This is a genomic window from Streptomyces sp. NBC_00576 (genome assembly GCF_036345175.1).
In the GTDB taxonomy this organism is placed as follows: Bacteria; Actinomycetota; Actinomycetes; order Streptomycetales; family Streptomycetaceae; genus Streptomyces.
Genome location: NZ_CP107780.1, coordinates 5,292,971 through 5,305,730 on the forward strand (window position 1 = coordinate 5,292,971; position 12,760 = coordinate 5,305,730).

At 69.1% G+C, this 12,760-nt stretch carries 10 protein-coding genes and 1 tRNA gene; 7 read left to right on the forward strand and 4 right to left on the reverse strand.

Annotated elements, in window-relative coordinates; genetic code table 11:
- Window positions 1–76: 76 nt before the first annotated feature.
- Window positions 77–1,225 (forward strand): acyl-CoA dehydrogenase family protein, encoded by a 1,149-nt coding sequence (locus OG734_RS22695; protein WP_330289356.1) that lies wholly within the window; start codon window positions 77–79, stop codon window positions 1,223–1,225.
- 31 nt (window positions 1,226–1,256) lie between these two features.
- Here OG734_RS22695 and OG734_RS22700 read toward each other — a convergent pair whose 3' ends face one another.
- From OG734_RS22700 to OG734_RS22710, 3 genes are all read right to left on the reverse strand, one after another.
- On the reverse strand, window positions 1,257–1,604 hold the full coding sequence (locus OG734_RS22700) for a rhodanese-like domain-containing protein (RefSeq protein WP_330289357.1): 348 nt from the start codon (window positions 1,602–1,604) through the stop codon (window positions 1,257–1,259).
- 18 nt (window positions 1,605–1,622) lie between these two features.
- Window positions 1,623–2,528, reverse strand: coding sequence for a hypothetical protein (locus OG734_RS22705; RefSeq protein ID WP_330289358.1), 906 nt, complete (start codon window positions 2,526–2,528; stop codon window positions 1,623–1,625).
- A 74-nt stretch (window positions 2,529–2,602) separates the two neighbouring features.
- Window positions 2,603–4,054 (reverse strand): DUF2252 domain-containing protein, encoded by a 1,452-nt coding sequence (locus tag OG734_RS22710; protein WP_330293755.1) that lies wholly within the window; start codon window positions 4,052–4,054, stop codon window positions 2,603–2,605.
- A 345-nt stretch (window positions 4,055–4,399) separates the two neighbouring features.
- On the opposite strand from OG734_RS22710, the gene OG734_RS22715 reads away from it, so the two are divergent.
- Window positions 4,400–5,254: a hypothetical protein gene (locus OG734_RS22715; protein WP_330289359.1), complete on the forward strand. Its 855-nt coding sequence runs from the start codon at window positions 4,400–4,402 to the stop codon at window positions 5,252–5,254.
- 807 nt (window positions 5,255–6,061) lie between these two features.
- Here OG734_RS22715 and OG734_RS22720 read toward each other — a convergent pair.
- Window positions 6,062–6,144: transfer RNA gene (locus tag OG734_RS22720), tRNA-Leu, on the reverse strand.
- A gap of 462 nt (window positions 6,145–6,606) precedes the next feature.
- On the opposite strand from OG734_RS22720, the gene OG734_RS22725 reads away from it, so the two are divergent.
- The 5 genes from OG734_RS22725 to OG734_RS22745 all read left to right on the forward strand — a co-directional run bounded on the left by OG734_RS22725 (window position 6,607) and on the right by OG734_RS22745 (window position 12,626).
- Complete coding sequence (locus tag OG734_RS22725) at window positions 6,607–7,458, forward strand: DUF3662 and FHA domain-containing protein (RefSeq protein WP_330289360.1); 852 nt, start codon at window positions 6,607–6,609, stop codon at window positions 7,456–7,458.
- A 10-nt stretch (window positions 7,459–7,468) separates the two neighbouring features.
- Window positions 7,469–7,996 carry an FHA domain-containing protein FhaB/FipA gene (locus OG734_RS22730; protein ID WP_330289361.1) on the forward strand — a complete coding sequence of 176 codons (528 nt, stop codon included), beginning with the start codon at window positions 7,469–7,471 and terminating at the stop codon, window positions 7,994–7,996.
- Between the two features lie 98 nt (window positions 7,997–8,094).
- The gene (locus tag OG734_RS22735) at window positions 8,095–9,678 is read left to right on the forward strand and encodes a Stp1/IreP family PP2C-type Ser/Thr phosphatase (protein WP_330293756.1); all 1,584 of its coding nucleotides are present in this window, start codon (window positions 8,095–8,097) and stop codon (window positions 9,676–9,678) included.
- Window positions 9,679–9,705: 27 nt separating this feature from the next.
- A complete protein-coding gene (locus OG734_RS22740; protein ID WP_330289362.1) occupies window positions 9,706–11,157 on the forward strand; it encodes an FtsW/RodA/SpoVE family cell cycle protein in 1,452 nt (483 codons plus the stop codon).
- Window positions 11,154–12,626, forward strand: a complete 1,473-nt coding sequence (locus tag OG734_RS22745) for a peptidoglycan D,D-transpeptidase FtsI family protein (protein ID WP_330289363.1) — start codon at window positions 11,154–11,156, stop codon at window positions 12,624–12,626. The genes OG734_RS22740 and OG734_RS22745 overlap by 4 nt, the downstream gene beginning before the upstream one ends.
- Window positions 12,627–12,760 lie beyond the last annotated feature (134 nt).

The following is a 12,760-nucleotide window of genomic DNA, read 5'->3' on the forward strand; positions in this document are numbered from 1 at the left end:
CGTTCCCTTCTTCTAGAACCTGTTCTATCTTGACGCCCCGTCAGGTCACCCGCCCCCGGGCCGAGAGGACAGCACCGTGGACTTCAGGTTCAGCGAGGAGCAGCAGGCGGCGGTCGAAGCGGCCCAGGCGGTGTTCGGCGGGGTCGCGCCGGACGGGGTGCCCAGTCCGGCGCTCGTGCCGGGTGCCGTCGCGGACGACTTCGACCGGGCGCTGTGGGAGAGGCTCGCCGGTGCGGATCTGCTGAGCCTGCTGCTCGACGAGGAGTTCGGCGGGGCCGGCCTCGACGCCATCGCCCTGTGTCTCGTGCTGCGCGAGTCCGCGAAGGTACTGGCCAGAGTGCCCCTGCTGGAGAGCTGCGCGGCCGCCGCGGCCGTACAGGCTTACGGGGGCGGGGAGTTGCGGGACGAGGTGCTGCGCCGGGCCGGGTCCGGCGACCTGGTCCTCACCGTCGCCGCGCACGGCCGCACCGGCCACGACCCCGCCGAACTCGCGGTGACCGCGGGCCGGGACGGTGACCTCTGGATGCTCGACGGAACACAGACGGCTGTGCCCTGGGCACACAACGCCGACTTCCTCCTCGTACCCGCACGCACAAGCGCCGACCGGACCGTCCTCGCCCTTGTCCCCCGCGTCCACGAAGGCGTCCCGCTCGACGGCGTCGGACTCGCCGAGCAGATATCCACCACCGGCGAACGGCTCGGCGAACTGCGCCTGGATTCCGTGCGGTTGCCGGACCGATACGTCCTCGGCACCGAGGGTGCCTGGCCGTGGCTGCGCGATCTGCTGACCGTCGGCACCTGCGCGCTGGCGCTCGGTCTGGGTACGGCGGTGCTGGGCATGACCAGCGACTACACCGGCAAGCGGGAACAGTTCGGGCATCCCCTGGCGACGTTCCAGGCCGTCGCCGTCCAGGCCGCCGACCGGTACATCGACCTGCGTGCGATGGAGGCCACGCTGTGGCAGGCGGCGTGGCGGATCAGCACGGGGGCGGGCGGCGCCCTGCCCGTCTCCGGGGACGTGGCCGTCGCCAAGATCTGGGCCGCGGAAGGCGTACGCCGGGTCGTACAGACCGCGCAGCACCTGCACGGCGGTTTCGGCGCCGACACCGACTATCCGCTGCACCGGTACCACGCCTGGGCCAAACACCTGGAGCTGTCGCTCGGCCCGGCGCCAGCCCACGAGGAGATGCTGGGCGACCTGCTCGCGGCCCACCAACTCGGCTGAAGCCGACGCGGCGGACCATGAGTACCCAGGTTCAGGCGACGAAGCCCGGCGCACCCTCGTCGGTGACGACCGGGCGGCCCGCCGCCTCCCACACCTGCATACCGCCACCGACGTTCACGGCGTCGATGCCCTGCTGGACCAGATAGTTCGTGACCTGGGCCGACCGGCCACCCGCGCGGCAGATCACGTTGACCCGGCCGTCCTGCGGCGCCGCCTCGGTCAACTCGCCGTAGCGGGCGACGAATTCGCTCATGGGGATGTGCAACGCCCCCTCGGCATGCCCCGCCTGCCACTCCTCGTCCTCACGGACATCCAGCAGGAAGTCGCCGTCCTTGAGGTCCGTGACCTCGACCGTGGGAACACCAGAACCGAAACTCATACCCCGACGATACCCAGGTCACAGCCCGAGCAGCGCCGCGAGTTCCTCCTCGCGCTGCGCGACCTGGGCCAGCAGCTGCTCGGCGATCTCCTCCAGGAGGCGGTCCGGGTCGTCCGGAGCGAGCTTCAGCATCGCGCCGATCGCGCCCTCCTCCAGTTCGCTGGCGACCAGCGTGAGCAGTTCCTTGCGCTGGGAAAGCCATTCGAGGCGGGCGTAGAGCTCCTCGCTGTGGCTCGGCTGCCACTCGGCGGGCACCGGGCCGGCCGCCCACTCCTCGGCCAGCTCCCGCAGCAACGCCTCGTCACCCCGCCCGTACGCGGTGTTGACCCGGGCGATGAACTCGTCGCGCCGCGCCCGCTCCTCCTCGTCCTGCGCCAGGTCCGGGTGGGCCTTACGGACCAGTTCCCGGTAGAGCTTGCGGGCCTCGTCGCTCGGGCGGACCCGCTGCGGAGGCCGTACCGGCTGCTCGGTGAGCATGGCCGCGGCCTCCGGGAACAGTCCTTCCGAGTCCATCCAGCCGTGGAACAGCTCCTCGACGCCAGGCATCGGCATGACCCGCGCCCGCGCCTCCTGCGCCGCTCGCACGTCCTCGGGGTCGCCGGTGCGCGCGGCCCTCGCCTCGGCGATCTCGGCGTCGAGCTCGTCGAGGCGGGCGTACATCGGGCCGAGCTTCTGGTGATGCAGACGGGAGAAGTTCTCGACCTCGATACGGAAGGTCTCGACCGCGATCTCGTACTCGATGAGCGCCTGCTCGGCGACCCGCACGGCCCGCTCCAACCGCTCCTCGGGCCGAGGCCCCGCAGCCCCGCCCTCAGCCTGATCGGACCCACCGGACGCGCCGGACGCCGCCTGCGCGTCAAGAGGCTCCCGCGGCCCTTCGGCTTCGGGCACGGACGAGGACTGCTCAGCTTCCGGGGTTGTCACCCGCCCAGCGTAGGCCACGGCTCACGCGCCCACCCAGGGTCATCGAACAGACCCGCGAAGTGACACCACAGCCGTCACACGCCCATCTCCGCGGCGATCCTCCCCGCCCGCACCGCCCCCACCAGATCCGCGTGGTCCGCCTCCGTACGGTCGGCGTAGGCCGTGGCGAACGTCGCCATCGCCTCGTCCAGCTCGTCGCTCTTGCCGCAGTACCCGGCGATCAGGCGCGGGTCGGCGCTGTGGGCGTGGGCGCGGGCCAGGAGGGCGCCCGTCATCCGGCCGTAGTCGTCGATCTGGTCGGCGGAGAGGGCGGCCGGGTCGACACTGCCCTTGCGGTTACGGAACTGCCGTACCTGGAAAGGCAGTCCGTCGACCGTCGTCCAGCCGAGGAGGATGTCGCTGACGACCTGCATACGCTTCTGCCCGAGCACCACCCGGCGCCCCTCGTGCACCGCGCCCGCCGCCTCCACGGGATCCCAGCCGGCGGTGGCCAGATGCGGGACCAGCGCCGAAGGACGGGCCTCCTTCACCTGGAGGACCAGGGACTCCCCCTTGTGGTCCAGGAGCAGGACGACATACGACCGCGTGCCCACGCTCCCCGTGCCGACGACGCGGAACGCCACGTCGTGCACCGAGTGGCGGGCCAGCAGCGGGAGGCGGTCCTCCGAGAGCGTGCTCACGTAATCCTCCAGGGACGCCGTCACCGCCGCCGCCTCCGCGTCCGGCACCCCCCGCAGCACCGGAGGGGCGTCCACGAAGCGCCGCCCGCCGTCCTCGGTGACCACCGTCGACCTGGCCGCGAAGCGCCCGCTGGTGTTGCCCCGCGCCTTTTCGGAGACCCGCTCCAGCGTGCCGATCAGGTCGTGCGCGTCCGTGTAGGAGACGAGCTCCTCGTCCGCGATGGCGTTCCACGCGTCCAGCACCGAAAGTTTCGCGAGCAGCCGCATCGCCCGGCGGTACGCGCCGACCGCGCCGTGCGCCGCCTTGCGACAGATGTCCTCGTCCGCGCCCGCCTCCCGGCCCGCGAGCACCAGCGAGGCGACGAGCCGCTTGAGGTCCCACTCCCAGGGGCCCTGAACGGTTTCGTCGAAGTCGTTCAGATCCATGACCAGGCCGCCGCGCGCGTCACCGTAGAGACCGAAGTTGCCCGCGTGGGCGTCGCCGCAGATCTGCGCACTGATCCTGGTCATCGGGGTACGGGCCAGGTCGTACGCCATCAGGCCCGCCGAACCGCGCAGGAAGGCAAACGGGGTGGCCGCCATCCTGCCCACCCTTATCGGGGTCAACTCGGGGATACGACCGCGGTTGGACTCCCTGACCGCAGCCTCCGCATCCGGACGGGAGCCGTCCGCACCGGTGTCGAAGGAGGCGTGCGCGGAGCGCGGAACCTGCCTCCGCAGCGCCTTCCCCTCGTCCTTGGGGGAGCCCTCCGCCTGCCACTGCGCGAACCCGCGCACCAGAGGAAGCTCCCGCGCCCGGCTCCGCGCCACCGTGGCCCCCGCCGACTCCGTACCGACCTCGGTCATCGCGACCGCCTCCCCCGCTCCACTCACCGCCGCCAACATCAACTCGCGACGACCGTACCGCCACACACCGCATCAGGTCAGACCCTGTGGATAAGTCGGGCACTCGGTGGGACGCACCTCATATGAGAGAGACCTCACATCTTCGCCAGGGGCAAGGACGAACACGTGATGGCACTGCCTGCGCCGCCGGGACCTGCATACAGTCACCCATTACCGATTACGGGTGAATCATCCCTATTTCATTGATCAAGGCACGGACCCGTGGTCGAATCGGCCCCCAAGCCGCCCCGGGTGAGTCCGCCTTCGCCAAGTGCCGGCATTGTCCTGTCGGTCAGTCACTGGAGCGTGGTGAAGTTCGTCAGCAAGGACGGCGAAGGGAAGAACATCCCGACCCGGGAAGGCAACACCAAGTTCGGCTGGCGGCACTTCTCAGGACCGCACAACATTCACGATCCCAAAAACATGACGTCTCCGCTCACCGGCGGCAGTCAGGAGTCCGCGCCGATGCAGCGGTGGGAGAACGAAGGGTTGGCCCGGCTGCAAACCGCCCTCGTCCGGGGCATGCTCCGGTTCACGGCGGCACCCCTGGGTGACGGCCCTGTCGTCCGGGGCGTGCTCCCCGTCCCGACGAAACGAGGCGTGGGGAGAGTGGCCGTCTGGGACGGCCACGACACCCGGACCTCGGTGGCCTACGACCTGCCTCTGGTGGACCGCCACGGCGACAACATCCCCGCCTCCGCACTGGCAGCGGCTCTGCGGCAGGCCGTACGGCAGGCGTCCGACGATCCACGGACCGCAGCGGGCCACGACCGTGAGGGGCACGGCATCCCTATCGTGGCCGCGGAGAACGTGGGGCGGCTCTTGGAGGACGGTCCGGAGTTCGACCTCACGGACGCTCTCCACGCGGCAGCCGCAGGAATCACCCCGTCCGAGGGCCACGAGCGTGCCGGGAAGCTGTGTCTGCTCGGCTTCCTCCTCCTCGACCAGCACAGCGCGCGTCTCTACGTGACCGGCGAGGGGCTGTCCGCCACGGTCGGTCTCGACGTGCCACTTCGCGACGAAGAAGGAGCCGTGGCCGTGGGCATCACAGGCCTGGCCGCTGCCCTGCCCTCGCTCATCGCCGGCGACCAGTTGCAGTACAACCCCTCGGACGCCGTGGACCCCTATTGCTCGGAAGTGTTCGACCTGACCCACTGGTAGCGCTCGGGCACGTCCTGCCCAGGTGAGGATCCCTGCCTTCCTCCGCTCCGCCTCGGCCGCCTGCAGCCGGAGCATGCGGATGCGGACGGCCTCGCTGCACACGGCCATGGCGTCGTCGCCAAGGTCGTCCCGAGGGGACTCTTCGAGGACGAAGTTCCCGTGCCGGTCCTGGCCCTGGACCAGCAGGGCCGAGTCGATCCCGTCGGCGGGACGTACCGAAGTAGCCAGATAGTCGACGGCGAAAGTGACCCGTGTCTCCGGAGTGCTGTTCAGACCCGAGCCGTGCACCACCAGCATGTTGTGGAGTGAGCACTGACCGGGATCGAGCACCACGTCATACTGGGCGAACTCGGCTTCGTCGAAGACGGCCTCGTCGCCGCGCATCATGCCGCGAAGGCCCGGCTGGCGGTGGTGGGTGAGTATGCCGTGGCGGTGGGTTCCTGTTGGCCCACGCCAACCGCCGCAAACTCACCGCCTGGGCAGACTCCACCGCACTCCACGGTGACCGGCCACACCGTTGACCCACTCGCCGCCGCAAGACCAAGGCCACTGGGCACCTGGACCCCCAAGGGCTACGTCACCCAGCCCTGAGACCTTCCTCACAAGCCACCAGTAACCCTCGGCAAGACAATCAGCCCGCGGCAGAGCAACCGAAGATCCACACCTGAACACAACGGACCGCCGACGGCCCCAAGCCGTCGGCGGTCCACGTGTTTCTGAGCACACACAGCAGAACGGGCGGCATCGTCATCACGATGCCGCCCGTTCCGTCGGTGCAACTAGAGCACCTTCGTCGGTGCTCCCTTGTGCGCGAGGGGGGAGTTGAACCCCCACGCCCTTGCGGGCACTGGAACCTGAATCCAGCGCGTCTGCCATTCCGCCACTCGCGCATTTGGTGTGTCCTCAGGCCCTGCTCCCTGCGGTGCTGGGGCCTTCCGACATCGAGAAGATTAGCACGCTGGAGATGGTGGGTTCACATCCCTTTCCCTCCGCCCCCGCACCCGCCCCGACCCGCCCCGACCGACCCGGACCGGCTGCGACTACGTATCAACACGTGCCTGTTCACGTATCAACCTCGTACCGGTCCAGCCCATCTCCTATGGAGGCGGGCAAGGTGCACAGTCAGGTGCGGGACACTGGTTTGGCGCCGCCTCTACGATCTGGGTACGGCTGAAGGAGTTCGAAGGAGAGCTTCACAGGGAACTTCGTCAGGCGTCGACACCCGTCGACCGGCCTGACAGGGGGAACCAGCCGATTTCCCGGCGCGTGGATACGATCAGCGAGCAGCACCAAGCACGGCAGGCAAGGCACGCAAGGCTCAGACAAGAGCAGCAACCTGGAGGAGGTGCCCCATGGGAGTCCTGAAGAAGTTCGAGCAGCGTCTCGAAGGTCTGGTCAACGGCACCTTCGCCAAAGTGTTCAAGTCAGAGGTCCAGCCCGTGGAGATCGCGGGTGCGCTGCAGCGCGAGTGCGACAACAACGCCACCATCTGGAACCGCGACCGGACCGTCGTACCCAACGACTTCATCGTGGAACTGAGCGCGCCCGACTTCGAACGCCTCAGCCCCTACTCCGGACAGCTCGGCGACGAACTCGCCGGGATGGTGCGGGACTACGCCAAACAGCAGCGGTACACCTTCATGGGCAACGTCAAGGTGCACCTGGAGAAGGCAGACGACCTGGACACCGGTCTGTACCGGGTGCGCAGCCGTACGCTCGCCTCCTCCACCAACCAGCAGGCACCCGGCGGCCCTGGCGCCGCCGCACCCGCGGCCCCGCCGAGGGGTCGGCCCGGCGCAGGTGGTTACGGTTATCCGCCGGCCGCCGCACCACCCATGCCGGCCGCACCGCCGCCCGGCGGACGCCCCGGCGCCGCCCCGGCGGGCCCGCCCATGGGGCATCGGCCGACGGCGGGCGCGGGCCGGACGCGGTGCTGGGTCGAGATCAACGGCGCCCGCCACCAGATCTCCGGCCCGACACTGGTGCTGGGCCGCAGCACCGAGGCCGACGTGCGGATCGACGACCCCGGTGTCTCGCGCCGGCACTGTGAGATCCGTCCCGGCACGCCCCCGACCGTTCAGGACCTCGGGTCCACAAACGGCATCGTGGTGGACGGAACGCACACCACCCGCGCTACGCTCCGCGACGGCTCGCGGATCGTCGTGGGCAGCACCACCATCATTTACCGGCAAGCCGAAGGGTGAAGCGGGGGCAATGTCAGAGCTGACCCTCACGGTCATGCGGCTGGGTTTCCTGGCCGTACTGTGGCTGTTCGTGATCGTGGCCGTGCAGGTCATCCGCAGCGACCTGTTCGGTACGCGTGTCACCCAGCGCGGGTCGAGGCGTGACAGCGGCCGCCAGCAGCAGGCGGCCGCCCGACAGACCGCCGCGCCCCCGCAGCAGCGCCAGCAGCAGCCGCCTTCCGGCGGCGGCAGGCAGCGCCGGGGCGCCCCCAGCAAGCTGGTGGTCTCCGAAGGCACGCTGACGGGCACCACCGTCGCCCTCCAGGGGCAGACCGTCACGCTCGGCCGGGCCCACGACTCGACCATCGTGCTGGACGACGACTACGCCTCCAGCAGGCATGCCAGGATCTACCCGGACCGGGACGGCCAGTGGATCGTCGAGGACCTCGGGTCCACCAACGGCACCTATCTCGACCGGACCCGATTGACGACTCCGACCCCGATTCCGCTGGGCGCGCCGATCCGCATCGGCAAGACCGTCATCGAGCTGCGGAAGTAGTGCTGCATCATGAATAGGCGCGAGCGGAGCGAGCACGCAGCGGCGGTCCATGCGAAGGGCCCCGGCGCGCTCCCGACCGGAGGGTGGGCACCGTGCGGATGTACCCGGAGCCGACGGGCGAGGTGCGCATGAGTCTGTCACTGCGCTTCGCCGCCGGATCGCACAAAGGCATGATCCGCGAGGGCAACGAGGACTCCGGCTACGCCGGTCCCCGCCTCCTCGCGATCGCCGACGGCATGGGCGGCCAGGCCGCCGGTGAGGTCGCCTCCTCCGAGGTGATCTCCACGATCGTCGCCCTGGACGACGACGTCCCAGGTTCCGACATCCTCACCTCGCTCGGCACCGCCGTGCAGCGGGCCAACGACCAGCTCCGGATGATGGTCGAGGAGGACCCCCAGCTGGAGGGCATGGGCACCACGCTCACGGCCCTCCTGTGGACGGGCCAGCGCCTCGGCCTCGTACACGTGGGCGACTCGCGTGCGTACCTCCTCCGGGACGGCGTCCTCACGCAGATCACACAGGACCACACCTGGGTGCAGCGCCTCGTCGACGAGGGACGCATCACCGAGGAAGAGGCCACCACCCACCCGCAGCGCTCGCTCCTCATGCGCGCGCTGGGCAGCGGTGACCATGTCGAGCCCGACCTCTCCATCCGTGAGGTCCGGGCCGGCGACCGGTACCTGATCTGCTCCGACGGGCTGAGCGGCGTCGTGTCCCACCAGACCATGGAGGACACCCTCGCCAGCTACCAGGGCCCCCAGGAGACCGTGCAGCAGCTCATCGAGCTGGCGCTGCGCGGCGGCGGCCCCGACAACATCACCGTGATCATCGCCGACGTCCTGGACCTCGACACCGGGGACACCCTCGCCGGACAGCTGTCCGACGTACCCGTCGTGGTCGGCGCGGTCGCCGAGAACCAGCACAACCAGCACCACCTGCACGACGGCGGCGCCATGCAGACGCCCGCCGGACGCGCCTCCGGGCTCGGCCGGCAGCGGCCCGCGCACGGCGGCGGAGGCGGCGAGTTCGGCCCGCCCGGCTCAGGCGACACCACCGGCTACGTCCAGACCGGCAGCTTCGGCGGCTACACCGACGACGACTTCGTCAAACCCAGCGCCGGCCGCAAGTGGTTCAAGAGAACCCTCTACATCACGCTCGCCCTCGCCGTCATCGGCGGAGGCCTGTACGGCGGCTATCGCTGGACACAGACCCAGTACTACGTCGGCGCCAGCGACGATCACGTCGCGCTCTACCGGGGCATCAACCAGGACCTGGCCTGGATCTCCCTCTCGAAGGTCGAGAAGGACCACCCCGAGATCGAACTCAAGTACCTGCCCGCCTACCAGCAGAAGCAGGTCGAGGGCACCATCACGGAGGGCGGCCTCAAGGACGCCCAGTCGAAGATCTCCGAGCTGGCCACCCAGGCCTCCGCATGCAAGAAGCAGGAAGCACGGCGCGCGGCCGACAACGCGAACAACGCCAAGACCGGCGAGGGCGAGGCCGGAGGCACCACGGGAACCACCCGTACCGCCGCCGCGTCCAAGGCAACGCCGAGCCCGAACCCGAGCCCGACGACGCCGTCCGGATCGGCGTCCCCGTCCACAACCGCACCCACTCCCACACCCGGCCCCAGCCTCTCCGAGGAAGAGCAGAAGCTGGTCTCGCTGTGCGGTAAGCAGTAGGCAAGCCGTGAGGGGCCACTTCATACGATGAGCAGTACAACCAACGCTTCGCAGCACCACACGTCCACGATCGGCGCGATCGGCACTCCGAGCCGGCGCAACACCGAACTGGCACTGCTGGTGTTCGCCGTCGTCATCCCGGTCTTCGCCTACGTCAACGTGGGCCTGGCCATCGACGACAAGATCCCCGCAGGCCTCCTCAGCTACGGCCTCGGCCTCGGCTTGATCGCCGGCGTCGGCCACCTCGTCGTACGCAAGTTCGCCCCGTACGCCGATCCACTCCTGCTGCCCCTGGCCACGCTGCTCAACGGTGTCGGCCTTGTCGTCATCTGGCGGCTGGACCAGTCCGAAAAGCTCCAGCAGAGGAGGGAGTTCTTCGAGGCGGCCCCCCGCCAGCTGCTGAACTCCGCACTGGGCGTCGCCCTGTTCGTGGCGGTGCTGATCCTCCTCAAGGACCACCGCATCCTCCAGCGCTACACCTACATCTCCATGGCCGGAGCCATCGTCCTGCTGGTCCTGCCGCTGGTCCCGGGCCTCGGTGTCAACATCTTCGGCGCCAAGATCTGGATCAACATCCCCGGCCTGGGCACCGTCCAGCCCGGCGAGTTCGCGAAGATCGCCCTCGCGATCTTCTTCGCCGGCTACCTGATGGTGAAACGCGACGCGCTCGCCCTCGCCAGCCGCCGTTTCATGGGCCTGTACCTGCCCCGCGGCCGCGACCTCGGTCCGATCATCGTGGTGTGGATCATCTCGATCCTGATCCTGGTCTTCGAGACCGACCTCGGTACGTCGCTGCTGTTCTTCGGAATGTTCATCATCATGCTGTACGTCGCCACCGAGCGGACCAGCTGGATCGTCTTCGGTCTGCTGATGTCGGCGGTCGGCGCGGTCGGCGTGGCGAGTTTCGAGCCGCACATCCAGACACGTGTGCAGGCCTGGCTGGACCCGTTGCGCGAGTACAAGCTCAGCCAAGCCGGGCCCACCGGCGACGGCATCCTCCACTCCGAGCAGGCGATGCAGGCCCTGTGGGCGTTCGGCTCCGGCGGCACCCTCGGCACCGGGCTCGGCCAGGGCAACTCCGACCTCATCGGCTTCGCCGCCAACTCCGACTTCGTCCTCGCCACTTTCGGCGAGGAACTCGGCCTGGCCGGCGTCATGGCGATCCTGCTCCTCTACGGCCTGATCGTGGAACGCGGCGTCCGCACCGCCCTCGCCGCCCGCGACCCCTTCGGCAAGCTGCTGGCCATCGGCCTGTCCGGTGCCTTCGCACTCCAGGTCTTCGTCGTCGCCGGCGGCGTCATGGGCCTGATCCCGCTGACTGGTATGACGATGCCGTTCCTGGCGTACGGCGGTTCCTCCGTCATCGCCAACTGGGCCCTCATCGGCATCCTGCTCAGAATCAGCGACACCGCACGCCGTCCGGCGCCCGCCCCGGCGCCCAGCCCCGACGCCGAGATGACCCAGGTGGTCCGACCGTGAACAAGCCCTTGCGCCGGATCGCGATCTTCTGCGGGCTGCTCGTGCTCGCCCTGCTCATCCGCGACAACTGGATCCAGTACGTCCGGGCGGACGACCTCAAGGACGACACGCTCAACCGCCGGGTCGCCATCGAGCGCTACGCCACACCCCGCGGCAACATCATCGTCGACGGCGAGTCGATCACCGGCTCCACCACGTCCAAGAGCAGCGACTTCGAGTACAAGCGCACCTACAAGGACGGCCCCATGTGGGCGCCCGTCACGGGCTACGCCTCGCAGGCGTTCGGCGCGACGCAGCTCGAGTCCATCGACGACGGCATCCTCACCGGCAACGACGACCGGCTCTTCTTCCGCAACACGCTCGACATGATCACGGGCAAGAAGAAGCAGGGCGGCAACGTCGTCACCACCCTCAACGCCGCCGCCCAGAAGGCCGCGTACGACGGTCTCAAGGGCCGTGGCAAGGGCGCGGTGGCCGCGATCGACCCGTCCACCGGCGCGATCCTGGCCCTGGCCTCCTTCCCCTCGTACGACCCCTCCTCGTTCGCCGGGAACTCGAACAAGGACTCGGAGGCCTGGCAGAAGCTCCAGAAGAAGGCCGACCCCAACGACCCCCTGCTCAACCGGGCCCTGCGCGACATCTACCCGCCCGGCTCCACCTTCAAGGTCGTGACGGCGGCGGCGGCCCTCGAGAACGGCCTGTACACGGACGCCGACCAGAAGACGGACTCGCCGCTCCCCTACAACCTGCCGACCACCAGGACCCCGCTGAAGAACGAGGGGAACATCCCCTGCAAGAACGCGACCATGCGCGTCGCCCTGCAGTACTCCTGCAACACCGTGTTCGGCAAGATCGGCGCCGACCTCGGCAAGGACAAGATGCTCGACGAGGCCAAGAAGTTCGGTTTCAACGCCGAGCAGTTCATCCCCGTCCGCGCCGCCGCCTCCAACTTCCCCGAGAAGATGGACAAGCCGCAGACCGCGCTCAGCTCGATCGGCCAGTTCGAGACCGCGACGACCCCGCTGCAGATGGCCATGGTCGCCTCCGCGATCGCCAACGACGGCAAGCTGATGAAGCCGTACATGGTCGACAAGCTCCAGGCCCCCAACATCGACGTGCTCCAACAGACCGAGCCCGCGGAGATGAGCCAGCCGCTGTCCTCCAAGAACGCCCAGACACTCCAGTCGATGATGGAGACGGTCGTCAAGGACGGCACCGGCAAGAACGCCCAGATCAGCGGCGTCACCGTCGGCGGCAAGACCGGCACCGCCCAGCACGGCGTCGACAACAGCGAGAAGCCGTACGCCTGGTTCATCTCCTACGCCAAGCTCGCCGACGGCAGCTCACCGGTCGCCGTGGCGGTCGTCGTCGAGGACGAGGGCGCCGTCCGCGACAACATCTCGGGCGGCGGCCTGGCCGCGCCCATCGCCAAGAGCGTGATGGAGGCGGTCATCCAGAGCAAGCAGTGAGAGCCCCGTCACGTCCCCTTCACATCGGTGCACGTTGCGATACCGGTCCGGTATCGGCTGACGGGCTAAGCCAGGTCACACAAATGAACCCGGGTACCGTATGCCCGGACGGCACAGCCGGACCGCACACAGGT

Excerpts from the sequence above, each read along its gene's own strand:
- OG734_RS22700 (WP_330289357.1), bottom strand. The coding sequence starts at position 1,604 with ATGAGTTTCGGTTCTGGTGTTCCCACGGTCGAGGTCACGGACCTCAAG.
- OG734_RS22730 (WP_330289361.1), top strand. The coding sequence starts at position 7,469 with ATGTCAGAGCTGACCCTCACGGTCATGCGGCTGGGTTTCCTGGCCGTA.
- OG734_RS22710 (WP_330293755.1), bottom strand. The coding sequence starts at position 4,054 with ATGACCGAGGTCGGTACGGAGTCGGCGGGGGCCACGGTGGCGCGGAGC.
- OG734_RS22735 (WP_330293756.1), top strand. The coding sequence starts at position 8,095 with ATGTACCCGGAGCCGACGGGCGAGGTGCGCATGAGTCTGTCACTGCGC.
- OG734_RS22740 (WP_330289362.1), top strand. The coding sequence starts at position 9,706 with ATGAGCAGTACAACCAACGCTTCGCAGCACCACACGTCCACGATCGGC.
- OG734_RS22725 (WP_330289360.1), top strand. The coding sequence starts at position 6,607 with ATGGGAGTCCTGAAGAAGTTCGAGCAGCGTCTCGAAGGTCTGGTCAAC.